Source organism: Acidimicrobiia bacterium (assembly GCA_035948415.1).
In the GTDB taxonomy this organism is placed as follows: Bacteria; Actinomycetota; Acidimicrobiia; order IMCC26256; family PALSA-555; genus PALSA-555.
Genome location: DASZJD010000102.1, coordinates 1 through 23442, shown reverse-complemented (window position 1 = coordinate 23442; position 23442 = coordinate 1). Strand labels below are relative to the sequence as shown.

Annotated in this window: 20 protein-coding genes; 12 read left to right on the top strand and 8 right to left on the bottom strand. The window is 74.8% G+C overall.

All coding sequences use genetic code 11. The features are described from left to right. The first annotated feature begins 3 nt into the window (after positions 1 to 3). Positions 4 to 549, top strand: coding sequence for a hypothetical protein (locus tag VG869_14090; GenBank protein HEV3452312.1), 546 nt, complete (start codon positions 4 to 6; stop codon positions 547 to 549). Here VG869_14090 and VG869_14085 read toward each other — a convergent pair whose 3' ends face one another. Beyond that, a complete protein-coding gene (locus VG869_14085; protein HEV3452311.1) occupies positions 550 to 5253 on the bottom strand; it encodes a glutamate synthase-related protein in 4704 nt (1567 codons plus the stop codon). Between the two features lie 189 nt (positions 5254 to 5442). Here VG869_14085 and VG869_14080 point away from each other — a divergent pair, with 189 nt between their 5' ends. Beyond that, entirely contained in the window at positions 5443 to 6552 is a 1110-nt protein-coding gene (locus VG869_14080; GenBank protein HEV3452310.1) for a 5-(carboxyamino)imidazole ribonucleotide synthase, read from the top strand. 7 nt (positions 6553 to 6559) lie between these two features. On the opposite strand, the gene VG869_14075 is transcribed toward VG869_14080, so the two are convergent. After that, the gene (locus VG869_14075) at positions 6560 to 7705 is read right to left on the bottom strand and encodes a CaiB/BaiF CoA-transferase family protein (GenBank protein HEV3452309.1); all 1146 of its coding nucleotides are present in this window, start codon (positions 7703 to 7705) and stop codon (positions 6560 to 6562) included. 121 nt (positions 7706 to 7826) lie between these two features. On the opposite strand from VG869_14075, the gene VG869_14070 reads away from it, so the two are divergent. Genes VG869_14070 through VG869_14055 form a run of 4 tightly spaced genes read left to right on the top strand, consistent with a single transcriptional unit; the run spans position 7827 to position 11386 of the window. Beyond that, positions 7827 to 8840, top strand: a complete 1014-nt coding sequence (locus VG869_14070; protein ID HEV3452308.1) for a hypothetical protein — start codon at positions 7827 to 7829, stop codon at positions 8838 to 8840. 58 nt (positions 8841 to 8898) lie between these two features. Continuing rightward, the gene (locus VG869_14065; GenBank protein ID HEV3452307.1) at positions 8899 to 10287 is read left to right on the top strand and encodes a phosphotransferase family protein; all 1389 of its coding nucleotides are present in this window, start codon (positions 8899 to 8901) and stop codon (positions 10285 to 10287) included. Next, a complete protein-coding gene (locus VG869_14060; protein HEV3452306.1) occupies positions 10284 to 10607 on the top strand; it encodes a hypothetical protein in 324 nt (107 codons plus the stop codon). Before VG869_14065 ends, VG869_14060 begins: the two co-directional genes overlap by 4 nt. Then, on the top strand, positions 10604 to 11386 hold the full coding sequence (locus VG869_14055; GenBank protein HEV3452305.1) for an exodeoxyribonuclease III: 783 nt from the start codon (positions 10604 to 10606) through the stop codon (positions 11384 to 11386). The genes VG869_14060 and VG869_14055 overlap by 4 nt, the downstream gene beginning before the upstream one ends. Before the next feature lie 36 nt (positions 11387 to 11422). Here VG869_14055 and VG869_14050 read toward each other — a convergent pair whose 3' ends face one another. The 4 genes from VG869_14050 to VG869_14035 all read right to left on the bottom strand — a co-directional run bounded on the left by VG869_14050 (position 11423) and on the right by VG869_14035 (position 14332). Next, positions 11423 to 11902, bottom strand: coding sequence for an FABP family protein (locus tag VG869_14050; protein HEV3452304.1), 480 nt, complete (start codon positions 11900 to 11902; stop codon positions 11423 to 11425). A gap of 70 nt (positions 11903 to 11972) precedes the next feature. Next, positions 11973 to 12560 (bottom strand): GNAT family N-acetyltransferase, encoded by a 588-nt coding sequence (locus tag VG869_14045; GenBank protein ID HEV3452303.1) that lies wholly within the window; start codon positions 12558 to 12560, stop codon positions 11973 to 11975. A 12-nt stretch (positions 12561 to 12572) separates the two neighbouring features. Continuing rightward, positions 12573 to 13541, bottom strand: a complete 969-nt coding sequence (locus VG869_14040) for an electron transfer flavoprotein subunit alpha/FixB family protein (GenBank protein HEV3452302.1) — start codon at positions 13539 to 13541, stop codon at positions 12573 to 12575. Between the two features lie 8 nt (positions 13542 to 13549). Beyond that, a complete protein-coding gene (locus tag VG869_14035) occupies positions 13550 to 14332 on the bottom strand; it encodes an electron transfer flavoprotein subunit beta/FixA family protein (protein ID HEV3452301.1) in 783 nt (260 codons plus the stop codon). Between the two features lie 106 nt (positions 14333 to 14438). On the opposite strand from VG869_14035, the gene VG869_14030 reads away from it, so the two are divergent. The 4 genes from VG869_14030 (at position 14439) to VG869_14015 (ending at position 18929) form a co-directional block, all read left to right on the top strand. Next, positions 14439 to 15653 carry a geranylgeranyl reductase family protein gene (locus tag VG869_14030; GenBank protein ID HEV3452300.1) on the top strand — a complete coding sequence of 405 codons (1215 nt, stop codon included), beginning with the start codon at positions 14439 to 14441 and terminating at the stop codon, positions 15651 to 15653. 79 nt (positions 15654 to 15732) lie between these two features. After that, entirely contained in the window at positions 15733 to 16977 is a 1245-nt protein-coding gene (locus VG869_14025; protein ID HEV3452299.1) for an acyl-CoA dehydrogenase family protein, read from the top strand. Between the two features lie 56 nt (positions 16978 to 17033). Continuing rightward, positions 17034 to 17750 carry a hypothetical protein gene (locus tag VG869_14020; GenBank protein ID HEV3452298.1) on the top strand — a complete coding sequence of 239 codons (717 nt, stop codon included), beginning with the start codon at positions 17034 to 17036 and terminating at the stop codon, positions 17748 to 17750. A gap of 21 nt (positions 17751 to 17771) precedes the next feature. Beyond that, positions 17772 to 18929 carry an LLM class flavin-dependent oxidoreductase gene (locus VG869_14015; protein ID HEV3452297.1) on the top strand — a complete coding sequence of 386 codons (1158 nt, stop codon included), beginning with the start codon at positions 17772 to 17774 and terminating at the stop codon, positions 18927 to 18929. Here VG869_14015 and VG869_14010 read toward each other — a convergent pair. Both VG869_14010 and VG869_14005 read right to left on the bottom strand, forming a co-directional pair. Then, positions 18926 to 19348: a nuclear transport factor 2 family protein gene (locus VG869_14010; GenBank protein HEV3452296.1), complete on the bottom strand. Its 423-nt coding sequence runs from the start codon at positions 19346 to 19348 to the stop codon at positions 18926 to 18928. The two genes, VG869_14015 and VG869_14010, sit on opposite strands and share 4 nt — an antisense overlap. Before the next feature lie 68 nt (positions 19349 to 19416). Then, positions 19417 to 20661 (bottom strand): CaiB/BaiF CoA-transferase family protein, encoded by a 1245-nt coding sequence (locus VG869_14005; GenBank protein ID HEV3452295.1) that lies wholly within the window; start codon positions 20659 to 20661, stop codon positions 19417 to 19419. Between the two features lie 89 nt (positions 20662 to 20750). On the opposite strand from VG869_14005, the gene VG869_14000 reads away from it, so the two are divergent. After that, the gene (locus VG869_14000; GenBank protein ID HEV3452294.1) at positions 20751 to 22160 is read left to right on the top strand and encodes an OB-fold domain-containing protein; all 1410 of its coding nucleotides are present in this window, start codon (positions 20751 to 20753) and stop codon (positions 22158 to 22160) included. A gap of 31 nt (positions 22161 to 22191) precedes the next feature. Further along, complete coding sequence (locus VG869_13995; protein ID HEV3452293.1) at positions 22192 to 23388, top strand: acetyl-CoA acetyltransferase; 1197 nt, start codon at positions 22192 to 22194, stop codon at positions 23386 to 23388. Positions 23389 to 23442 lie beyond the last annotated feature (54 nt).

The window sequence follows — 23442 nt, the reverse complement described above, 5'->3', positions numbered from 1 at the left end:
TCGGTGCGTCGACGGCTGCTGTGGGTGGCGCTGGCCGTCGTGGCCGTCGTGCTGGTGGCGGCGGTCGTCGCCATGGTCACGATCCGACCGGACCAGAGCGACGCCCGGGACCGGGTCGACCGGGCGTGGACGCCGCTGCGGGCCCCGCTCGTCGCCCGCTACCAGGCGCTCGGCGGGGTCGCCCAGGCGCTCGACCGCGCCGGCGCCCGCGGCCGGACCGTGACCGCGGACCTCGCGGCGGCGTTGGCTCGGTGGCAGCGGCTGGCGCGCGTCGACGACCCGGGGAGCCAGGCGCCCCTCGCCAACGACCTCGAGGCGCTCGGGGCCCGGGTGAAGGCGAACGTCGCCGCCTCCGACCGCCTGAACGCCGACGCCGCGATCAAGGCCTCGCTGAGCGTGTTCGACCGGGTGGTGGTGAGCCCACCAACGGTCGAGGCGTACAACCGCGCCGTGCGCGCGTACCAGCACGCGCGGACGGGGACGATCCGTCGCCTCGTCGCCGACCTCCTCGGCTACGACGCTCGCCCGCAGCTGGTGCTGGCGGGCTGATCAGCGCGCGGCGCCGATCACGCCCTCGTTCGCGCGCTCGATGCGCGCCACCTCGCTGACGGGGGCGACGCGGCGGCAGCGGCGAAGGGTGGCGTCCCAGTCCTCGAGCAGGGCGGCCGCGACGGGCGAGCCGGTGAGCTCGACGTGGCGCTCGACGAGGTAGCGGAGCCCGGCCGCCTGCTCGTCGTCGAGGCGCGCCGCGTCGACGAGCTGCGGGTTCAGCCGGCTGGCCAGCAGGCGCGCGGGGTCGAACACGTACGCGTCGCCGCCGGTCATCCCGGCGCCGATGTTGTACCCGAAGGAGCCGAGGATCACGACGGTGCCGCCGGTCATGTACTCGCAGGCGTGGTCACCGACGCCCTCCACGACCGCGGTGGCGCCGCTGTTCCGCACGCAGAACCGCTCCCCCACCCGGCCCGCGGCGAAGAGCTGGCCGCCGGTGGCGCCGTACAGGACGGTGTTGCCGGCCAGGACCGGGTCGCCGGCGTCGTCGTCGGGGGGCCGGAGCACGATCCGCCCGCCGCCCATCCCCTTGGCGACGTAGTCCTGGGCCTCGCCCACCAGCTCGAGGGTGACCCCAGCGGAGAGAAAGGCCCCGAAGCTCTGGCCCGCCGTGCCCGTGAACCGGGCGTGGACCGAGCCGGGCGGGAGCCGCTGGCCGAACTCGAGGCCGATGGCGCCGCCGAGCGACGCGCCGACGGTGCGGTCGCCGTTGGTGATCGGGTACTCGAGCGTCGCCTCGCCGCCGCCCCACACCGCCGCGAAGGCGTCCTGGAGGAGCTGGGCGTCGAGCTCGGAGCGGGGCCGCTGCACCGGGTTGTGGGCCACGAACCGCCGCGGGGCCCGCGGGTCGGGCGGCGGGACGAGCAGGGGCGCCAGGTCGAGCGAGTCGGCTCGCGCGTCGCCGGTCCGACGCTGCCGCAGGCACTCCACCCGCCCGACGGCCTCGTCGAGGCTGCGGAGGCCGAGCGACGCGAGGAGGCGACGGACCTCCTCGGCCACGTAGAGCATGTACGTCGCGACGCCTTCGGGGGTGCCGGCGAACTTGGCCCGCAGCCCCGGCCGCTGCGTCGCGATGCCGGTGGGGCACGTGTCGCGGTGGCAGGCCCGCACCATGATGCAGCCCTCGGCGAGCATGGCCGCGGTGCCGAACGAGTACTCGTCGGCGCCGAGCAGCGCCGCGACCACCACGTCGCGGCCGGTCTTGAACCCGCCGTCCACCCGGACGCGGACCCGGTCCCGCAGCCGGTTCTCGATGAGCCGCGCCCGGGTCTCGGCCAGGCCCAGCTCCCAGGGCAGCCCGGCGTTCTTGATCGACGACAGCGGCGACGCGCCGGTGCCGCCGTTGCAGCCGGAGATGTGCACGACCTCGGCCAGCGCCTTCACGACCCCGGCGGCGATCGTCCCGACGTTCTGCTCGGCGACGAGCTTCACCGACACGTCGGCGTTGGGGTTCACCTGCTTCAGGTCGTAGATCAGCTGCGCCAGGTCCTCGATCGAGTAGATGTCGTGGTGCGGGGGCGGCGAGATGAGGCCGACCCCGGGCTGGGTGAACCGCAGCCGCGCGATCTCGGGGCTCACCTTGTGGCCGGGCAGCTGGCCGCCCTCCCCCGGCTTCGAGCCCTGGGCGATCTTGATGTTCAGCTCGTCCGCGAACGCGCAGTACTCAGGCGTCACCCCGAACCGCCCCGACGCGATCTGCTTGATGCGCGAGTTCCGGTCCCGGGCCGTGCCGCGGGTGCGGTACCGCGCCGGGTCCTCGCCGCCCTCGCCGCAGTTGCTCCGGCCGCCGAGCATGTTCATGGCGATCGCCAGCGTCTCGTGCGCCTCGGCCGAGAGCGCCCCGTGCGACATGGCGCCGGTCGAGAAGCGCCGGGTGATCGCCTCCACCGGCTCCACCTCGTCGACGGGCACCGCGGGCGCCGCCGGCACCAGCTCGAGCAGGTCGTGCAGCTCGGTGACCGGGCGGCTCTCGACCAGGTCGCGGAACCGGTCGTAGAGCTCGGCCCGTCCCTCTCGGACGGCCCGGGTCAGGAGGTGCGCGGCCTGCCGCTCAACCGGCGGCGCCTCGGGGACGAGGTCGGGGAGGGGGAGCTGGCCGCTGTCGTCGCGCATCTCGGGGTCGAGCACGATCACCCGCCCCTGGTCCTCCACCGGCGCCGACGGGACGTCGGCGAACTTGCTGTCGGCGTCGGCCTTCGCCGGGCGCCGCCGCGGCGCGTCCTCGTCGTCCGGGTCCTCGACGACGAGGCCGATCGACGCGTGGAGCTGCTTGATGACGGGGTCCGGGTTGTTGGCGTGGTACTCGCCGCCGCGCTTGCGGAACCGGATGAACCCGGGCTGGTCGAGGGCGGGTCGCTCCGCCTCGTAGGCGTCCCGGTGCCGCGCGAGGACGTCGGCGCCGAGCGTCGCGAACCCGACCCCGCCGGCCGTCGAGGTGGTGTGGGTCAGGCACCGCTCCATCACCTCGCGGCCCAGCCCGACGGCCTCGAAGATCTGCGCGCCGCGGTACCCGTCGACGGTCGAGATGCCCATCTTCGACATGATCTTCAGGACGCCGTCCTCGGCCGCGGCCTGGTACCGGGACTGCGCCGCGGGCGAGTCGAGCTCGCCGAGGCGGCCGTCGTCGGCCATCGCCGCCACCGTCTGGAGGGCCACGCGCGGGCACACCGCGTCGGCGCCGTAGCTGAGCAGGCAGGCGATGGCGTGGGTGTCGCGGGCGTCGCCGGTGTCGACGACGATCGAGCACTCCTGGCGGATCCGCTCGGCGACGAGCTGCTGGTCGAGGGCGCCGAGCGCGAGCAGCGACGGGATCGGCGCCCGGGCGGCGTCGACGGCGGCGTCCGACACGATCAGCACCGCGGCGCCGGCGCGCACTGCCGCGACGCCGACGTCGACGAGCTCGTCGAGGCCGGCGCGCAGGCCGTCCGGCCCGTCGGCGGCGGCGAAGGTGGCGTCGAGGCGTCGGGCCCGGAACGGGGACCGGGCCGCGTCCTCGAGCGACTCGAGCGCGTCCGGGTACAGGAAGAAGCTCTGGAGCTCGAGGAGGCGGGCCGCCTCGGGCACCTCGGTCAGCAGCGCCCGGCGCGGGCCGAGGCAGGTCCGCAGCGACATGACGAGGCGCTCGCGGAGGTGGTCGATCGGGGGGTTGCTCACCTGGGCGAAGCGCTGCTTCAGGAAGTTGAAGAACGGGCGCGGCCGCGTCGCCACGCTGGCGAACGGCGTGTCGTCACCCATCGAGAAGGTGGGCTCCTTGGCGTCGGTCGCCATCGGCTGCAGCACCATCGTCACCTCTTCGCCGCTGCAGCCGTGCGCGACCTGCTGACGGGTGAGCTCGCCCCGCCCCGGTGGCATGAGGAGCGCGGTGCCGCCCGACGCGGGCACGAGGCCGTCGCGGGCCCACTCGCCGTACGGCGCCCGCGAGGCGAGCCCCCGCTTCACGGTGGCGTCGTCCTGCCAGGGGGTCGCCGCGTCCGGGTCGACGCAGAGCATCTCGCCCGGGCCGAGCCGGCCCCGCTGGATCTGGCCGTGCCCGGTCAGCGGCACCGCGCCCGCCTCCGAGCAGCACACGACGATCCCGTCGTCGGCGCGCTGCCACCGGAGCGGGCGCAGCCCGTTGCGGTCGAGGGCGGCGCCGACCCGCCGGCCGTCGCTGATGATGAGCCCGGCGGGCCCGTCCCACGGCTCGGTGAGGCAGGCGTGGTACCGGAAGTAGTCCCGGACCTCGGGGGCCAGCTCCCGGTCGCCCTCCCACGCCTCGGGGACGAGCATCGACACCGCGGCGCGGACGTCGCGCCCGCCGCGCACGAGCAGCTCGAGCGTCTGGTCGAGCTTCGCCGAGTCGGAGCCGGACGGCTCGAGCACCGGCCGGAGCAGCTCCTCGGGGCCGAGCCCGACCGTGTCGGAGCCGAGCCTCCCGCGGGCGAGCATGCGGTGCTCGTTGCCCTGCAGGGTGTTGATCTCGCCGTTGTGGCAGAGGAGCCGGAACGGCTGGGCCCGCTCCCAGGCCGGGAGGGTGTTGGTCGAGAAGCGGCTGTGGAAGACGACGTGCGGGGCGACGAAGTCCTCGTCGGCCAGGTCGGGGTAGAAGAGCGGCAGCCGGTCGCTGATGACGAGCGCCTTGTAGGTGACGGTGGCGAACGACCAGCTGGCGAAGTAGTGGCGCACCCCCTCCTCTCGGCACCGGGCCTCGGCGCGGCGCCGGGCTCGGAACGCCCGTCGCTCGGCCTCGTCGTCGTCGACGCCCTCGGGCCGCAGGAGCAGCGCCTGGACGAGGCTCGGCAGGTCGGCGCGCGCGTGGGCGCCGAGGTGGGCCTCGTCGATCGGCACCCCGCGCCAGCCGACGAGCTCGAGGCCCTCGGCGGCGCACGCGTCCGCCACCGCGGCCTCGGCGGTCTTGCGGGCCACGTCGTCGTCGAGGTCCAAGAAGGCGAACACGACCCCGAGGCGGGCCTCGTCGAGCGGCCGGCCGCACGCCGCCGCGCCGACCCGGCCGAAGAACGACCGCGGGATCGGCGCCAGGATCCCCGCCCCGTCCCCCGAGACGCCGTCGGCGGCCACGGCGGCCCGATGCCGGACGCAGCCCAGCCCGGTGAGGGCCAGCTCGACGACGCCGCGCGAGGCCCCGCCGGCGGCGTCGGCGACGAAGCCGATGCCGCACCCGTCGAGCTCGGGCATGCGCAGACGCTGCACGTGCGTGGACACGGTCTCCTCGCGGTCGGGGAATGGTCCGGGGAGCCGCGGCGTCACGACGGGCGCCGCACCCCATCCGGGTCCGAGAGCTGGGGCGACGCCGGTGTCGCGCCCCGGATCGTACCGGACCCCACGCAACGTCCGAGCCATTTCGGCCCCGCCCCGCCGGCGACCGGCCGTCCGGTGGGGTAGAACGCGACCGTGGAGGGCGCGGGACCGGTCGTCGCGGTGCTCGGCGGCGGACAGCTCGGCCGCATGCTCGGCCTGGCCGGCATCCCGCTCGGCCTCCGGTTCCGGTTCCTCGACCCCTCCCCCGACGCCGCCGCGGCCGCGGTCGGGGCGCTGCGGGTGTCGTCGCTCCACGACGCCGACGCCGCCGCCGCCCTGGCCGAGGGCGCCGTCGTCGTCACCTACGAGTGGGAGGGCGTGCCGGGCCCGACGGCGCGGGCGGCCGGCGCGCGCGCGCCGCTGCGCCCGAACGCCCGGGCGCTCGAGGTGGCCCAGGACCGGCTGGCCGAGAAGACGATGCTGGCCCGGCTCGGGCTGCCGGTGCCGGCGTTCGCGCCCGTCGACGGCCGCGGCGGCCTCGACGAGGCGGTCGGGCGGCTCGGGCTGCCGGCGGTGCTGAAGACGCGGCGCGGCGGCTACGACGGCAAGGGCCAGCGGGTGCTGCGGACGGCCGGCGACCTCGACGAGGCCTGGGCCGCGCTCGGCGACGTGCCGCTGATCCTCGAGGAGCACGTCGCGTTCGACCGCGAGCTGTCGATCATCGCCGTCCGCGGCCTCGACGGCACCACCGCGTGCTACCCGCTCGTCGAGACCGAGCACGGCGGCGGCATCCTGCGCGCGACCCGCGCCCCGGCCCCGGGTCCCGCGCAGGGGGGCCAGGCCGCCGCGGACGCGATCGCGCGCCGCGTGGCCGACGAGCTCGACCACGTCGGCACGCTCGCGGTGGAGCTCTTCGAGCGAGACGGTCGCCTGCTCGTGAACGAGCTCGCCCCGCGCGTCCACAACTCGGGTCACTGGACGATCGAGGGCGCGGTGACGAGCCAGTTCGAGAACCACCTGCGCGCCATCCTCGGGTGGCCGCTCGGCTCCGTGGAGGCCCGCGGTCACAGCGGCATGGTCAACGCGCTCGGGACGCTCCCCGACCGGGAGCGCGTGCTCGCCGTCACCGGCGCGCACCTCCACGACTACGGGAAGGGCCCCCACCCCGGCCGGAAGGTCGGCCACGTCACGGTGACGGCCGATACCACCACCGCGCGTGACCAGGGGCTGGCCGCGATCCGCGCCGTCGTCGACGGGCGCTGAGCGGGCGTCAGCGGATGGCGCCGGCGTCGCGCAGCGACGCCAGCTCGCCCGGGCTGAAGCCCCAGTCGCGCAGCGCGGTGTCGGTGTGCTCGCCGGGTTTCGGGGCCGGCCGGCGCAGCTCGGGCCTCGTGCGCGAGAAGCGGGGCGCCGGCGCCGGCTGCAGCACGCCGTCGTGCTCCACGACGGTCCCGCGCGCGGTGACGTGCGGGTGCTCGGCGGCCTCGCTGAGGGTGAGCACGGGCGCGAAGCAGGCGTCGCTGCCCTCGAGGACGGCGCGCCACTCGTCGCGGGTCTTGGTCCGGAACAGCTCGGTCAGCCGTTCCCGCAGGCGGGACCAGCCACTGCGGTCCATCTGCTCCCCGAGGTCCTCGTCGCCGAGGCCCGTCTTGGCCAGCAGCTCGGCGTAGAACTGGGGCTCGAGTGCGCCGACGGCCACGAAGGCGCCGTCGGCGCACTCGTAGGTGTCGTAGAAGGGCGCGCCCGTGTCGAGCACGTTCGTGCCGCGATGGGCCTCGTCGAAGGCGCCGAGGTGGCGCAGGCCCCAGAACATCGACATGAGGACGGCGGTGCCGTCGACCATCGCGGCGTCGACGACCTGGCCCTGCCCCGAGGTGCGCGCCTCGAGCACGCCGCACACCACGCCGAAGGCGAGGAACATGCCGCCGCCGCCGAAGTCCCCGACCATGTTCAGGGGCGGCGTCGGCTTCTCCCCGGCCCGGCCGAAGTGGGCGAGCGCCCCCGCCAGGGCGATGTAGTCGATGTCGTGGCCGGCGGCGTGCGCCATCGGGCCGTCCTGGCCCCAGCCGGTCATCCGCCCGTAGACGAGGCGCGGGTTGCGGGCCCGGCAGGCGTCCGGCCCGACCCCGAGCCGCTCGGTGACCCCGGGCCGGAACCCCTCGAGGAGGGCGTCGGCCTGCTCGACAAGGCGCAGCAGCGTCTCGACGCCCTCGGGACGCTTCAGGTCGACGCCGACGGAGCGGCGGTTCCGGTCGAGGACGGGGACGCCGCCGGGGTCGTAGCCGCGCTCGACCGACTCGACGCGGTGGACGCGCAGCACGTCGGCGCCCATGTCGGCGAGCAGCATCGCCGCGAACGGGCCGGGCCCGATCCCGACGAGCTCGACGACCTTCAGCGATTCGAGCGGCCCGGCCACGGCTCCTCCCCGACGTCGGTGTCCGAGACTAGAGGTGCCGGTCGCGGGCCGGCACGCCCGCGTTCGGTGCGACCGAGCCGGCCTGCTTGACCGGACGCCGAGGCCCGGGTTCGATGGCCGCATGCGACTGCGCCTCGACCCCGCCGACGAGTACATGCACCCGCTCGAGGAGGCCTCGAACTTCAACGAGAGCATGTACTTCAACTACTTCGACCCCCGCGAGCGCCTCGGCGGCTTCCTCCGGCTCGGGAACCGCGCCAACGAGGGGTACGCCGAGCTCACGACCTGCCTCTACCTGCCCGACGGGCGGGTCGCGTTCACCTACCACCGCCCCGAGATCGCGACGAACGACGCCTTCGACGCCGGCGGCATGCGCTTCGAGGTGGTGACGCCGTTCGAGGCCCAGCGCGTCAGCTACGAGGGCAAGATCTGCCTCCTCGAGCGGCCCCTCGAGATGGCCGACCCCCGCCGGGCGTTCACCGAGAACCCGTGGACGAGCTGCGCCGTCGACCTCGAGTACCGGGGCCTGTCCCCGATGCTCGGGGGCGAGCGCGTGAACGACGACGGGACCTCGATCGTCGAGGACGCGGCCGAGGCGTTCGCCCGCGGGCACTACGAGCAGCACGTCGGCGCCCGCGGCGTCGTCCGCGTCGGCGACGAGGAGTGGGCCGTCGACGGCTACGGCCTGCGCGACCACTCGTGGGGCCCTCGCTTCTGGCAGTCGCCCTGGTGGTACCGGTGGCTCACGGGCAACTTCGGCGAGGACGCCGGGTTCGTGGTCTCGATCGTCACCCGACGGACGGGCGAGCAGCAGGTGGGCGGGGTGTGGCTCGAGGACGGGAAGTACCAGCCGCTCGAGCGCGTGACCCTCGACACGACGTGGCGCAGCGACGACCACTACCACGAGCACATCCGCGCCGTCGCCGCCACCGCCGACGGCGAGCACGTGATCGACGGCACCGTGCTGTCGCTCATCCCCCTCCGCAACCGTCGCACCAGCCCGGAGGGCGAGCCGCTCGTGACCCGGATCTCGGAGGGCATGACGGAGTGGCGCAGCGACGGGCGGGTCGGCTTCGGGCTCTCGGAGTACCTGGACCAGATCGTCGACGGCCGCCCGGTGGGTGTCGCCGCCTGACCCGAGTGGCGCGGTCGGCTGCGGGCCCGGCCGACGCCGGCTCGTAGGCTGCTGCGCCTTGGACGCGGCGGCCCTGGCGGCAGCGGTGACGCGCCACCTGGCGGGCGAGGCGACCGTCGCCGGCGTCCGGCGCCTCTCCGGCGGCGCGTCCCGAGAGACCTGGGCCTTCGACGCCCGGGTCGGCGGGGACCAGCTCGCCCTCGTGCTGCGCCGCGACCCGGCGCCGGACGTCGCCGGCCCGCTCGCGCGCTCCGCCGAGGCCGACGTGCTCGCCGCCGCCCACGCCGCCGGCGTGCTGGCGCCGCGGGTGCGGTTCGTCCTCACCCCCGAGGACGGGCTCGGCACCGGCTTCGTGATGGACCGGGTCGAGGGCGAGACGGTGGCCCGTCGGATCCTCCGCGACGACGCGTACGCCGCCGCCCGGCCGCGGCTCGCGGCCCAGTGCGGCACGCAGGCGGCCCGGATCCACGCCGTGCCCACCGGCGCGCTGCCGCCGCTCGCCGCGCTCGGCCCCCGAGAGCAGCTCGACCAGTACCGCGCCGTGCTCGACGGCTTCGGCGAGCCGCACCCGGCCTTCGAGCTCGGGCTGCGCCGGCTCGCCCGCGACGCACCCTCGGTCGACGAGCTGACGCTCGTGCACGGCGACTTCCGCGCCGGGAACCTGGTCGTCGGGCCCGAGGGCCTCCGGGCCGTCCTCGACTGGGAGCTCGCCCACCTCGGCGACCCGCTCGAGGACCTCGGCTGGCTCTGCGTGAAGTCGTGGCGCTTCGGCGTGACCGAGCACCGCGTCGGCGGCTTCGGCGACGTCGAGGAGCTCGGTGCCGCGTACGCCGCCGCCGGCGGCGGCCCCGTGGACCCGGCCCGGCTGGCCTGGTGGGAGGCGTTCGGGACCCTGAAGTGGGGGGTGATCTGCGAGATCCAGGCCCAGACCCACCTCCAGGGGCTCGTCCGGTCGGTCGAGCTGGCGACGCTGGGACGCCGGATCGCCGAGATGGAGTGGGACCTGCTCGAGCTCCTCGACGACGAGGACCGGCCGCCCGACCCGGCGCCGGGCGCGGGCGCCGCCCGCGCCGATCGCGTCCCGTCGCTGCAGGACCGCCCGAGCGCGGCCGAGCTCGTGGCCGCCGTCCGCGAGTTCCTCGAGCGTGACGTGCAGGGCGCCGTCAACGGGCGCGTCGGGTTCCACACCCGCGTCGCCGTCAACGCCCTCGGCATGGTCGAGCGCGAGCTCGCGCTCGGCGCCGCGCTCGACGCCGCGGCCCGAGCGCGCCTCGCGACCTTCCTCGGCCACGACGGCGACGTGTCGACGCTCGTCGCCGAACTGGCCCGCCGGATCCGGGAGGGCGGCCTCGACGACGACCCGGAGGCGCTCGCGGTCACGCGCGCGACCGTGCGGGCCAAGATCGAGGTCTCGAACCCGCGCTACGTCGCCCCGGCCCGACGATGACGGGACGGGCGGCCGTCGCCGCCGTCGGGCTCGGCGTCACCGTGCTCCTCGGTCCCACCGCCGCGGGCACCGTCGCTGCGCCGCCACCCGCCGGCGCCGCCGTCCCGTGCCCGAACGGCCGGCCCGCGGGGCCGCACGTGGCCTGCACCGGGCCGGTCACCCACCACGCCGGCGGGGGCGGCGGCGTGCTCACGATCGTCGTCTCGGTCGTGGTCGGCCTCGGCGTGGCGGGGGCGGCGCTGGCGCTGGTCCGGCGGCGGATCGCCGTCGACGCCACCCGGCCGAGCCCGGCCGCGGCCCGGCCCCGGCGGCCCTCATGAGGCTGGCGACCTGGAACGTCAACTCGTTGAAGGCGCGCCAGGACCGCGTCGAGGAGTGGCTCGCGTACGCCGACGCCGACGTCGTGTGCCTCCAGGAGACGAAGGTCAGCGACGACGCGTTCCCGCAGCTGGCGTTCGGCGCCCTCGGCTACGACGCCGTCCACCACGGCCAGGGGCAGTGGAACGGCGTGGCGATCCTGTCCCGCGTCGGGATCGACGAGGTGAGCACCGGGTTCGACGACGCCAAGCTCGCCGACCCCTACGAAGGCGACGCGCGGCTGCTGGCGGCGACGTGCGGCGGCGTGCGCGTCGTCACCGTGTACGTGCCGAACGGCCGCGAGGTGGGCTCGGACTACTACGCCCGGAAGCTCGACTGGCTCCGGCGCCTGCGCGAGTGGCTCGACGCCACCGCCTCCCCCGACGACCCGCTCGCGGTGCTCGGCGACTTCAACGTCGCGCCCGAGGACCGCGACGTCTGGTCGCCGGCCGCGTTCGAGGGCGCGACCCACGTCACCGAGCCCGAGCGGGCGGCGGTGCGGGACCTCGAGGCGTGGGGCCTCGTCGACGCCTTCCGCGCCGTGTACGGCCAGGACCGGCTCTACACCTACTGGGACTACCGCCGGGGCGACTTCCACGAGCACCGCGGCATGCGGATCGACCTCGTCCTCGTCACCGAGCCGCTGGCGCGCCGGGTGCGCTGGGCGCTCGTCGACCGCAACGCCCGGAAGGGCAAGCTGCCGTCGGACCACGCGCCGCTCGTCGTCGACCTCGCCGACTGACCGCCGGTGCGGCGGCGCCACGCCGAGCCTCGCGCCTCAGGCCGCCTCCGTGGCCCGCAGCACCGCCTCGCAGTGGAAGCCGAGGGGCAGGCCGACCGCGGCCAGGTCGAGCCGGTACCAGAGCACGTCGCCGCGCCGCTCGTACGTGCGGCGCACCTCGGTCACCGCCTTCGCCGTCGGGGTCGTCGCGACCGTGCGCGACGTCAGCTCGAGGCGGTCGCCCCGCACCGTGCCGAGGCTCAGCTCGAGGACGCCGCTCGGGTGGGCGAGGACGAGCTCGGCGCCGTCGCCGGTCGGCCGCAGGTACCCGACCTCGGCGTGGGACGGCGCGCCGTCGGGCGGGACCCACGTCCGCTGCGAGTAGGCCACGACCGGGCGGCCGGGGTACGCGAACGTCGTCTCCTCCGCGTACGCGAAGCGCTCGATCGTCGGGTAGTCGCCCTCGCCCTCGCCGGTCCAGGTGCCGAGCAGGAACGCGAGCGGCGCCAGCGCCGGCGGCAGCTCGGCGAGGTCCACGGCTCGAGCCTCGCGCGGCGGCGCGCCGGGCTCCCGATCGGGACGGGGCCGCGGCCCGGCCGTCCCCGGCTCAGCCAGGCGGTCGGCGCATGAACCAGATCGGGAAGCCGAGCCGGCGATCCTCGGCGTCGACGTCGAAGCCGTGGCGACGGTAGAAGACGACGTTCTCGGGTCGGTCCGTCTCCAGCCAGCCCACCTCGCCCTCGGCGTCCAGCCGCTCGCAGACCACACGCAGCATCGCGGCGCCGACGCCGAGGCCCTGCCCGCCCGGCTCGACGCCGACCGGGCCGACGTGGACGTGGCGCTCGGCCGGGTCGTGGTCGCACATCGTCGAGATGACGAAGCGGGCCCGCTCGTAGCCGACGGCGTCGACGGGCCGGAGGTCCGGCGCCCGGCGCAGCTCGGGGGTGGCGGTCACGGCGACGCACCCGCCGGGCCGCGCCGCGGCGGCCACGCCGATCACGTGGCGGCCGACCAGCGCGCCGACCGAGCCGGGCGCGATGCGGTCCCCGAAGGTGTCGTAGCCGGCGCGCAGCCGGCCCAAGGGGTCGTCGGGGACGCTGAACACCATCATGGGGTTGTCGCGCAGCGCCCGCGCCGCGACCCCGCCCGCGGCGCGCACCTCGTCGTCGGTGAGGGCCCGCACCTCGAACTGCACGGGCGCGACGGCCTACTGCTTGGCCTTGATCGCCTCGATGAGCTTCGGCACGACCTTGTGCACGTCGCCGACGACGCCGAGGTCGGCGATCGAGAAGATCGGCGCCTCGCCGTCCTTGTTGATCGCCAGGATGTTGTCGGAGCCCTTCATGCCCACGAGGTGCTGCGTCGCGCCCGAGATTCCCAGCGCGACGTAGAGCTTCGGCTTCACGACCTTGCCGGTCTGGCCCACCTGCTTCGCGTACGGGACCCAGCCCGCGTCGACGATGGCCCGGGACGCCCCCGAGGCGCCGTGGAGCAGCTTGGCCAGCTCCTCGACGAGCGGCTCGTACGCCTCGGCGCTGCCGAGCCCCCGCCCCCCGGAGACCACGACCGCGGCCTCCTCGAGCTTCGGGCCCTCGCGCTCCTCGACGTGGCGCTCGAGGACGCGGGCCTCGCCGGCCCGGCCGGCGTCGACGGCGTCGACCCGCTCCACGGTGGCGGGACCCCCGCCGGACGGCTCGGCGGGGAAGGACTTCGGCCTGATGGCGGCGAGGTACGGGGCCGGCCCCGTGAACGCGGTGTCGACGAGGGTGTTGCCGCCGAAGATGGCGGTGCCGACCGTCACGCGGTCCCCGTCGACCGTGAGCGCGGTGCCGTTCGTCACCAGCGGCCGGTCGAGCGCCGAGGACAGGCGGCCGATCGCGTCCCGCCCGTCGTAGGTCTGGGCGAAGAGGATGAGGTCGGGCTGGTGGGCGGCGACGAGCGCCGTGAGCACGGCGGCGCCGACCACGCCGCTCAGCGCCTCGCCCGGGTCGGCGGCGTAGAGCGTCGTCGCCCCGTGCTCCCCGAGCGGCCCCGCGAAGGCGTCGGCGTCGGCGCCCACGTACACGGCCTCGACCGTGTCGCCGAGCTCGCGGGCCTTCGTCAGGAGCTCGAGGGTGCTGGCGTGCGGCTTCGGGCCGTCCGCCTCGGCGTAGACCCAGACCTTCGTGATGCCCATCGTCGACCTCAGATGACCTTGAGCTGTTCCAGGAAGGCGACGATCTGCTCGTGGGCGCTGCCGTCGTCCTCGATCTTCTCGCCCGCCTCTCGCGCCGGCGCCGCGGCCACGTCCGTGATCTCCTGGCGGGCGCCGGCCCACCCGACCTCGTCGGGCGAGAGGCCCAGGTCGGCGACGGTGCACGCGTCGACCGGCTTGTTCTTCGCCGCCATGATCCCCTTGAACGACGGGTAGCGAGGCTCCACCACGCCGGCGGTCACGCTCACGACCGCGGGCAGCGAGCTCTCGACGACGTCGTAGCCGGCCTCGGTCTGCCGCTGGATCGTCACCGTGTCGCCGCTGACCTCGACGTGCTTGGCGAACGTGAGCGACGGCCAGTCGAGCTGCTGGGCCAGCTGGGCCGAGATGGTGCCGGTGTACCCGTCGGTGGATTCGGTGGCGGTGATCACCAGGTCGACGGCGCCGGCGCGCTCGACGGCCTTGGCCAGCACCTTCGCCGTGGCCAGCGCGTCGCTGCCGGCCAGGGCCGGGTCCGACACCAGGACCGCCTTCGCCGCGCCCATCGCCAGGGCGGTGCGCAGGCCCGAGACCTCGTCGTTCGGGGCCATCGAGAGCAGCGTGACCTCGCCGCCCCCGGTCCCGTCGGCGAGCTGGAGCGCCATCTCCACGCCGAAGCTGTCCGATTCGTCGAGGATGAGCTTGCCCTCCCGCTTGAGGGTCTTCGTCTCGGGGTCGAGCTCGCCGGGCAGGGCCGGGTCGGGGATCTGCTTCACGCAGACGGCGATGTTCATGGGTGATCGGCTCCGGTGTCGGCGCGCCGCCTCGGGCCCGTGCCGTCGGCGGCGGGGCGCATTCTGCTCCGGGCGGCGCCGCAGCGTCGAAACGCCCGCCCCGGACGTGGATACCGTCGTCAAGGTGCGGGCCAGCGCCGACGTCGTCGTGGTGGGGGCCGGGCCCGCCGGCACGGCCGCGGCGATCACGGCCCGGACCCGCGGCCTCGACGTCGTCGTGGTGGACCGGGCCCACTTCCCCCGCGACAAGACCTGCGGCGACGGCCTCACCGCGGCCGCGCTCCGCGACCTGGAGGGCCTCGGCGTCGAGGTGCCGGGCCTGCCGGCCGAGACCGTGCGCGCCGTCGTGCTCGTGGCGCCGGACCGCTGGCAGGTGGAGCTCCCGCTCCCCGGGAGCGGGATGCACGCCGCCGTCGTCGAGCGGGCCCAGCTCGACGCCGCCCTCGTCGACCGGGCCCGCGCCCTCGGGATCGGCGTGCACGAGGGCGTTGCCGTCGCCGACGTCGTCGAGCGGCCCGACCGGGTGCGGCTGCGCACCGACGACGGCGACGACCTCGAGGCCGGCTTCGTGATCGCGGCCGACGGCCACTACTCGAGCGTCCGCCGGGCCCGCCGCCACGCCGGCCCGGACCTCGGGACGTGGCACGCCGTCCGCCAGTACTTCCGCCAGGTCGGGGACGCGCGCCTGTGGGTGCTCTTCGAGCCCGACCTGCTCCCCGGCTACGCGTGGGTGTTCCCGCTGCCGGGCGGGCGCGCGAACGTCGGGTTCGGGGTGCTGCGGGGCGGCGGCTACGACGGCGCCGCGCTCCGTCGGCTCTGGCCCGACCTGCTGGACCGGGCGCCAATGCGCGCCGCGCTCGGTCCCCTCGCCGAGCCCGAGGACCGCCACCGGGCCTGGCCGATCCCGAGCGCGTACTCGCCGGCCCGACTCGCGGACGGCCGCGTGCTCTACGCCGGCGACGCCGCCGGGGTCGTGGACCCGATGACCGGCGAGGGCATCGCCCAGGCCATCGAGACCGGTGCGCTGGCCGCGGTCGCGGTCGCCGGCGGCGGCGACGCCGCCGCGGTCGACGACCGGTATCGCGCCGCCGTCCACCGCGCCCTCGGGCGCGACCTGCGGTTCGCGGCGCTGCTGCAGCGCCTCCTGAGCTCACGGCGCGTCACGGCGGCGGCCATCCGAGCCGCCGGTCTGAGCCCGTGGACCCGGCGGCACTTCGCGCGCTGGATGTTCGAGGACTATCCGCGCGCCGCGCTCTTCACCCCCGACCGCTGGCGGCGTCGCCTGCTCACCCCCTCGGGCGCGTTCGGGCCGGCGGGCTGAGCCGAGGCCGCGCCGGCTCCGTCGGCGGTCGGCCCCGCCCGGCTTGACCGCGGGGGCGGGCGCCACGACACTCGCCGGCATGGCGATCGACTTCACGCTGCCGCCCGACGTCGAGGAGGTGCGACGCCGGGTCCGCGAGTTCATGGACACCGAGGTTCGCCCCGCCGAGGAGAAGCTCTACGCCAACGCGCCCGACGGCGAGCCGGCCCGCCGCGACGTGGTGGCGATGATCCTCGAGCTCCGCGAGAAGGCGAAGGAGTTCGGGGTCTGGCTCCCCCACATGCCGGCGGAATGGGGCGGCCTGGGCCTCGGCGTCACCGCCATGGCCTTCGTGTCGGCCGAGGCGGCCCGCACGAACTTCGGCCCGTTCGTGCTGAACGCGCAGGCTCCCGACGAGGGCAACCAGCACACGCTGCTCCACCACGGCACCCCGGACCAGCAGGAGCGGTACCTGCGGCCGCTGCTCGAGGGACGGGTGCGCTCGTGCTTCGCCATGACCGAGCCCGAGGTGGCCGGATCCGACCCGACCGGGATCCGCACCACCGCGGTCCACGACGACGACCACGGCGACTGGATCATCAACGGCCACAAGTGGTTCATCTCCGGCGCTCGTGGCGCCGGGTTCGCGATCCTCATCGCCAAGACCGACCCCGACGCCGACCCGCCCCAGGCCAGCAACACCGCGTTCCTGGTCGACCTGCCCGCCGACGGCTGGGAGATCGTCCGCGACGTGGAGACGATGGCCGGGCACGGCAACCACTGCGAGATCCGGATCACCGACCTGCGCGTGCCCGACGCCAACGTCCTCGGCGGCCGCGGCAACGGTCACCTCCTCGGGCAGGCTCGCCTCGGGCCGGCCCGGCTCGCGCACTGCATGCGCTGGATCGGCCAGATCGAGACCGCGCTCGAGCTGCTCGTGGACCGGGCCGAGCAGCGCCAGCTGCACGGCGAGCCGCTGGCCGAGAAGCAGGCGATCCAGTGGATGATGGCCGACTCGGCGATGGAGCTGTACGCCGCGAAGCTCATGGTGCTGCACGCCGCGTACAAGATCGAACACGGCCTGCCGTTCCGCCAGGAGGTCAGCTTCGCGAAGCACCATGTGGCGAACGCGCTGTGGCGCGTCGTCGACCGGGCCGTGCAGGTGCACGGCGCGCTCGGCTACTCGACCGACACCCCGCTCGAGCGCATGCTGCGGCACGCCCGCTCGGCCCGGCTCGTCGACGGCGCCGACGAGGTGCATCAGGCGCTGATCGCGCGCAACGTGCGGGGCGCGTACGCGAGCACGGGCTCGGTGCGTGGCGCCACCGGCGACCTCGAGCTCTGAGCGGCGCCACGGCCGGGAGACCGACCCCGAGCGGGGCCGGTTCCTACACTCGGGCCATGGTCCCGACCGCCGACCTGCTCCGCGGGGCGCTGAAGACCCCGCACTGGTCGACCGACATCCCGCTCGAGACGCCCCACCCGCGGCCGGCGGCGCTGGCGGAGCGGGGCTACGTCGTGCTGCGCGACCTCGACCCGCCGATCGAGGAGCCGGAGTACCTCGGCCTCGAGTTCATGGACTGGAAGAGCGGCGGCGACACCAACTTCGCGCCGATCGCGACCGCCGACGGCGAGCTCGACTGCCGCGGGTTCTGGAAGCCCGGGGACGAGCGCCCCGACCGCGGCGGCCGCTGGACGGTGAACGCGCCGCGCTGCCCGAGCATCGTGCGTCAGGTCGAGGCCGTCGGCGCCGACTTCGGGCGGGTGCGCGTGATCCGCCTCGAGCCGCAGCGCTACGAGGAGTCGCTGCGCCACATCCACCGCGACGACAACAACCGCTTCAACCCCCACGACGAGGGCTGGGTGGTCCGCATGTGGACCGAGCTCACCGACCACCCCGACAGCTTCATGATCCTCATGGAGCAGGGCCCCGACGGCCTCCCCGACCCGTCGACCGAGGCCCACGTTCCGCTGCACCGGGGCTCCCGGTTCGTGGTGGACACGCAACGGCTCTGGCACGTGGTGTGCCATCCGGGAGCGTCGACGCGGTACGCGTTGATCTCGAGCTTCACGAGCAGCCCCAACCTCGACGCCTGGATCTCGGCCGAGCGCGCCTAGGGGCGCGTACGATCCCCGACCGTGCGCTTCGGGATCTTCCTCGCCCCGTTCCACGACGTCGGCCAGAACCCGACCGTGGCCCTCGAACGGGATCTCGAGCTGCTCGTCCACCTCGACCGGCTGGGCTTCGACGAGGCCTGGGTGGGCGAGCACCACTCGGGGGGCTTCGAGCTCATCGCGTCGCCCGAGGTGTTCCTCGCCACCGCGGCGGAGCGGACCCGGCACCTGCGGCTCGGGACCGGGGTCAACTCGCTCCCCTACCACCACCCCCTGCTGCTCGCCGACCGCTTCGTGCTGCTCGACCACCTCACCCGGGGGCGGGTCATGCTCGGCTGCGGACCCGGCCAGCTGACGTCCGACGCGCTGATGATGGGCATCCCGCCGGACACGCAGCGGCCCCGGATGGACGAGGCGCTCGAGGCGATCGTCCGCCTCCTCGCCGGCGAGGTCGTCTCGATGCGCACCGACTGGTTCACCCTCGACGAGGCGCGGCTGCAGCTGCGCCCCTACTCGGCCGACGGGCTCGAGCTCGCGGTCGCGGCGACGCTCTCGCCGGCGGGCCCGCGCGCCGCCGGGCGCTACGGGCTCGGGCTCCTGTCGATCGGCGCCACCACCGAGATCGGCTTCGACGTGCTCGCCGCCCACTGGGACGTGATGGAGCAGCGGGCCGCCGAGTTCGGCCGTCGCGCCGACCGGGCCCGGTGGCGGCTCGTCGGCCCGATGCACCTCGCCACCACGCGGGAGCAGGCCCGGCGCGACGTCGAGTACGGGATCCTGCCCTTCGCCCGGTACTTCCGCCACGTGCTGCCGACGAGCCCGGTCGGGGACGCCGATGACATCCCGGGGATCCTCGACCACTGCGACCGGTCCGGCTTCGCCGTGATCGGCACCCCCGACGACGCCATCCGCCAGATCGAGCGCCTCGAGCGCCAGTCGGGCGGCTTCGGCACCTTCCTGATCTTCGGGCACGAGTGGGCCGATCCCGCGGCCACGCTCGAGAGCTACGAGCTGTTCGCCCGGTACGTGATGCCGCGCTTCCAAGGCCAGCTCGACCCGATCCAGTCCTCCTACGACTGGATCGCCGGCAGCGAGGGCCGATTCGTCGACGCGGCGTCGAACGCGATCAACCGCGCCATCGAGGACCACGCCGCCGAGCGATCGGCGCCCGCCCGCCGCTAGGTCGCGTCGCCGCTCACCGGTGAGCCGTGGTGGTGCACCATGTGCCACCGCCCGCGCTGGCGTACGAACACGTTCGTCGCCGCCACCCGCGCGCCGGACAGCTGGTCGGAGCCGACGTCGCCGCCCTCGGGCGGGTCGGCCGCCTGCAGGATGTTCTCGTCGAGGGTCACGAGGGCGACGTCCCCGACGACGAGGACGCGCTCGTCGGTCAGCACGAACTGGATGAACGGCGTGCTCGAGAAGATGGCCCGCCAGGAGCCGGCCACCTTCGGCCAGCCGGCGAGCGTGGGCCACCCGGGGTGGGTGACGCGCGAGCGCTCGGACTGCTCCCAGACGTCGGCCATGGCCTCGAGGTCGCCGGCCTCGAAGGCGGCGTAGAACGCGGCGTTCGCCGAGCGAACGTCGTCCTCGGCGCCCACCCCAAGGATGATGGCGGGCGACGCGGCTGGTGTCGACCGCGCCGTCCGGAGGCCGTCAGCGGCCCGGGTCAGCTGATCACGGCCGCGGCGCGCAGACGCTCGAGCTCGGCCGGGTCCAGCCCCAGCTCCCCCTGCAGCACCTCGTCGGTGTGCTCGCCGACCCAGGGGACGCGCGTCTCCGGGCCCTCGCTGACCTTCGTCAGCTTCACCGGGTTGCCCGGCATCAGGTACGGCGGCTCGCCGTCAGTTCGGGGCACCTCGACGAGCATGTCGCGCGCGGCGACGTGCGGATCGGCGATCACGTCCGGCGCGGTATTCATCGGCCCGGCCGCGATCCCGGCCTCGTTCAGCTCGCGGGCGGCGTCGAGCTTCGTCTTCGACGCCGCCCAGCCCTCGATCGCCGGCCGGATGACGTCCTCGAGGTGCACCCGCCAGCCCTCCCGCGTCGCGAAGCGCGGGTCGTCGAGCCACTCCGGGTGACCGATGATCTTGGCCAGCCGCTCGAACTGGTGCTCCCGCCCGACCTGCACGACGATCCAGCCGTCTTGGACGCGGAAGCCGTCCATGATGAGGAGCGGCCCGAGGCCGCCGGGTCGCAGGCCCATGGACCAGAAGTTGGTGACGAGGTCGGTCATGGAGACGACGGCGTCGAGCATCGCCACGTCGACGTACTGGCCTTCCCCGGTGTGGTCCCGGTGGCGAAGCGCGGCGAGGATGCCCACCACCGCGAACAGCGCGCTCGAGATGTCGCCCAGCGCGCCGACGGGCCCGACGACCGGCGGCTGGTCGTCCACCTGCTTGAAGGCGTAGATCCCCGACATCGCCTCGACGATCGGCGCGTAGGCCGCCCAGGAGTCGTACGGCGACGGCACCGTGTTCCCGAACCCGGAGACGGACGCGTAGATGAGTCGCGGGTAGCGCGCGGCGAGGTCCCCGTAGCCGAGTCCCATCCGGGCCATCGTGCCGGGCTTGAAGTTCTCGGCCACCACGTCGTAGTGGGCGGCGAGGGCGACGAACAGCTCCCGACCCTCGGCGGTCTTGAGGTCGATGCCGACGCTGCGCTTGTTGAGGTTGTTGCGCAGGAAGGTCGCGCCGGCGCGCCGCCCCGTCGGGTCCGTCATCGCCGGGAGCGCGCCCCGACCCGACTCGCCCTCGCCGGGGTGCTCGACCTTCACGACGTCGGCGCCGAGCCGAGCGAGGAGCTGGGTCCCGTAGGGCAGGGCCTGCATCTGCTCGGCGGCCAGCACCCGCACCCCGTCGAGGGGCTTGCCGTAGCGGGCGGCGTCGGGGTTGCCGACGTCCCCGAGCTTCACCGTCGCCCCCGGAGGCGGTGCGGCCGGCCATCGTCCACGCGCGCATCGTAGGTGGGGTCGGGCGAGACCCGGGTACGCTCACCGTTCGCATGCAAGGGATCCTGAGCGTCGCCGGCTACGTGCCGTACCGGCGGCTCGACCGCGCCGCGATCGCCCAGACCTTCGGGTCCGGCGGTGGGCGGGGCACCCGCGCCGTGGCCGGCTACGACGAGGACACCACCACGATGGGGGTCGAGGCGGCGCGCTTCGCGCTCCGGGCCGCGCCCGAGTCGCGCCCGCAGGCCTTGTGGTTCTCGACGACCGGTCCCGCGTACCTCGACAAGACCAACGCCACCGCCGTCCACGCCGCCTTGCGCCTCGACGGCGACGTGCTGGCCGCCGACTTCGGTGGCGCCATCCGCTCCGGGGTCGCGGCGATGGTCGCGGCCCTGCACGGCTCGGACCCGACCCTGGTCGTGACCGCCGACCTGCGCGACGGGCTCCCGACCAGCGCCGACGAGGCCGGCGGCGGCGACGCCGGCGCCGCCGTCCTGATCGGGTCGGCCGCCGACGGGCCGCTCCTCGCCACCGTGCTCGGCGAGGGCCACACCACCGAGGAGTTCATCGACCGCTGGCGTCAGCCCGGCGAGCGACGCTCGAAGGTCTGGGAGGAGCGCTTCGGGGAGACGAAGTACGTGCCGCTCGGCGAGCAGGCGTGGAACGCGGCCCTGAAGTCGGCCGAGCTGAGCGCCGAGCAGATCGACCGGGTCATCGTCACCGGGCCGCACGCACGCGCCGTGCGCGCCCTCACGGCCCGACTCGGCGTCGACCCGAGCCGGGTCGTCGACGACCTCGGCGCCGCCGTCGGGTTCACCGGCGCCGCCCATCCCGGCTTGCTCCTGGCGGCCACGCTCGAGGCGGCCGCGCCCGGCGAGACGATCGCCCTCGTGTCGCTCGCCGACGGCGCCGACGTCCTGATCCTCCGCGCCACCGACGCGCTGGCCCGCTGGGCCTCGGCCCGTCCCGTCGCGGCCCAGGTGGCGGCCGGCGCCCCCTTGCCCTACGGCAAGTTCCTCGCCTGGCGCGGCATGGTCACCATCGAGCCGCCGCGGCGACCCGAGCCCGACCGGATCTCGGCCGCGGTCACCGGCCGCACCGAGGGCTGGAAGTACGGCTTCGTCGGATCGAAGGACCGGGCCAGCGACGCCTTGCACCTCCCACCCGCCCGGGTCTCGCGGGTCGGGGGGGACGTCGACGACATGGAGCCCACGCCGATGGCCGACGTGGCCGGGACCGTCGCCGCGATCACGATCGACCGCATCGCCTACTCGCCGAGCCCGCCGATCGCGTTCGCGATCGTCGACTTCGACGGCGGCGGGCGGCTGCCGATCGAGCTCACCGACGTCAACGCCGACGAGCTGCAGGTCGGCGACCGGGTCGAGATGACATTCCGCCGGCTCTTCACCGCCGACGGGATCCACAACTACTTCTGGAAGGCGCGCCCGCTCCGCGCCGGGTAGCGGATCGGGCCCCGACGAGAGAGGACAGGACATGGGCTCGCACGGCATCAAGGACCGGGTGGCCATCGTGGGGATGGGGTGCACGCGCTTCGGTGAGCACTGGACTAAGTCCGCCGACGACCTCCTCATCGAATCGACGACCGACGCCCTCACGAGCGCCGGCGTCACGAAGCAGGACATCGACGCCTACTGGGTCGGCACCGCCATGTCCGGCATGTCGGGCATGACCGTGTCCCGCCCGCTCCAGCTCGAGAACAAGCCCGTCACGAGGGTCGAGAACTTCTGCGCCACCGGCTCCGAGGCGCTGCGCAACGCCGCCTACGCGGTGGCGTCCGGCGCGTACGACACCGCCCTGGCCGTCGGCGTCGAGAAGGTGAAGGACAGCGGCTACCAGGGCCTCGTGGGCGCGGGCAAGACGCCGACCGACGGCACCAACCGCACCCTCACCGCCGCGGCCATGTTCGCCATGTGCGCTCCGGCCTACGGCCACAAGTACGGGGTGAGCGACGACCAGATGCGGGAGGTCCTGGCCCGCATCTCCTGGAAGAACCACTACAACGGCGCTCGGAACCCGCGGGCGCAGTTCCGCAAGGAAGTCACGATGGAGACCATCTGCGGGGCGCCGCTGATGGCCGGCGGCCTGCGGGTGTTCGACTGCTCCGGCGTCGCCGACGGCAGCGCCGCCGCCATCCTGGTCCGCGCCGAGGACGCCCACCGCTACACCGACCGGCCGCTGTACGTGAAGGCCCTGTCGTTCGTCGCCGGCAACGCGTCGGGCAACGCCGACCCGGACTACGACTACACGTACTTCCCCGAGATCCAGGCCGCCGGCCGGGACGCGTACGCCCAGGCCGGGGTGACCGAACCGCGCGGTCAGATCGCGATGGCCGAGGTTCACGACTGCTTCACGCCGGCCGAGCTCCTCATCTACGAGGACCTCGGCTTCGCCGAGCGGGGCACGGCGTGGAAGGAGGTGCTCGCCGGGACCTTCGACCTCGCCGGGGACCTGCCGGTGAACCCCGACGGCGGCCTCAAGAGCTTCGGCCACCCCGTCGGCGCCTCGGGGCTGCGCATGTTCTTCGAGGCCTGGCTGCAGCTGCGCGGCGACGCGCCCGAGGAGCGGCGGATCACCACCGCCGACCGCGGGCTGGCCCTCACCCACAACCTGGGCGGCTACCCGGGCGAGATGGTGAGCTTCGTCGGGATCGTCGGCAACGAGCCCGGCTGACCCTCAGCCCGTCGGCCCCAGCCAGTCCCGCACCACCGCCTCCCGGTCGGCGCC

Coding starts and splice junctions, on each gene's coding strand:
- VG869_14055 (HEV3452305.1), top strand. CDS start 10,604: ATGAGGCTGGCGACCTGGAACGTCAACTCGTTGAAGGCGCGCCAGGAC.
- VG869_14020 (HEV3452298.1), top strand. CDS start 17,034: ATGGTCCCGACCGCCGACCTGCTCCGCGGGGCGCTGAAGACCCCGCAC.
- VG869_13995 (HEV3452293.1), top strand. CDS start 22,192: ATGGGCTCGCACGGCATCAAGGACCGGGTGGCCATCGTGGGGATGGGG.
- VG869_14040 (HEV3452302.1), bottom strand. CDS start 13,541: ATGGGCATCACGAAGGTCTGGGTCTACGCCGAGGCGGACGGCCCGAAG.
- VG869_14060 (HEV3452306.1), top strand. CDS start 10,284: ATGACGGGACGGGCGGCCGTCGCCGCCGTCGGGCTCGGCGTCACCGTG.
- VG869_14025 (HEV3452299.1), top strand. CDS start 15,733: ATGGCGATCGACTTCACGCTGCCGCCCGACGTCGAGGAGGTGCGACGC.
- VG869_14070 (HEV3452308.1), top strand. CDS start 7,827: ATGCGACTGCGCCTCGACCCCGCCGACGAGTACATGCACCCGCTCGAG.
- VG869_14000 (HEV3452294.1), top strand. CDS start 20,751: ATGCAAGGGATCCTGAGCGTCGCCGGCTACGTGCCGTACCGGCGGCTC.
- VG869_14035 (HEV3452301.1), bottom strand. CDS start 14,332: ATGAACATCGCCGTCTGCGTGAAGCAGATCCCCGACCCGGCCCTGCCC.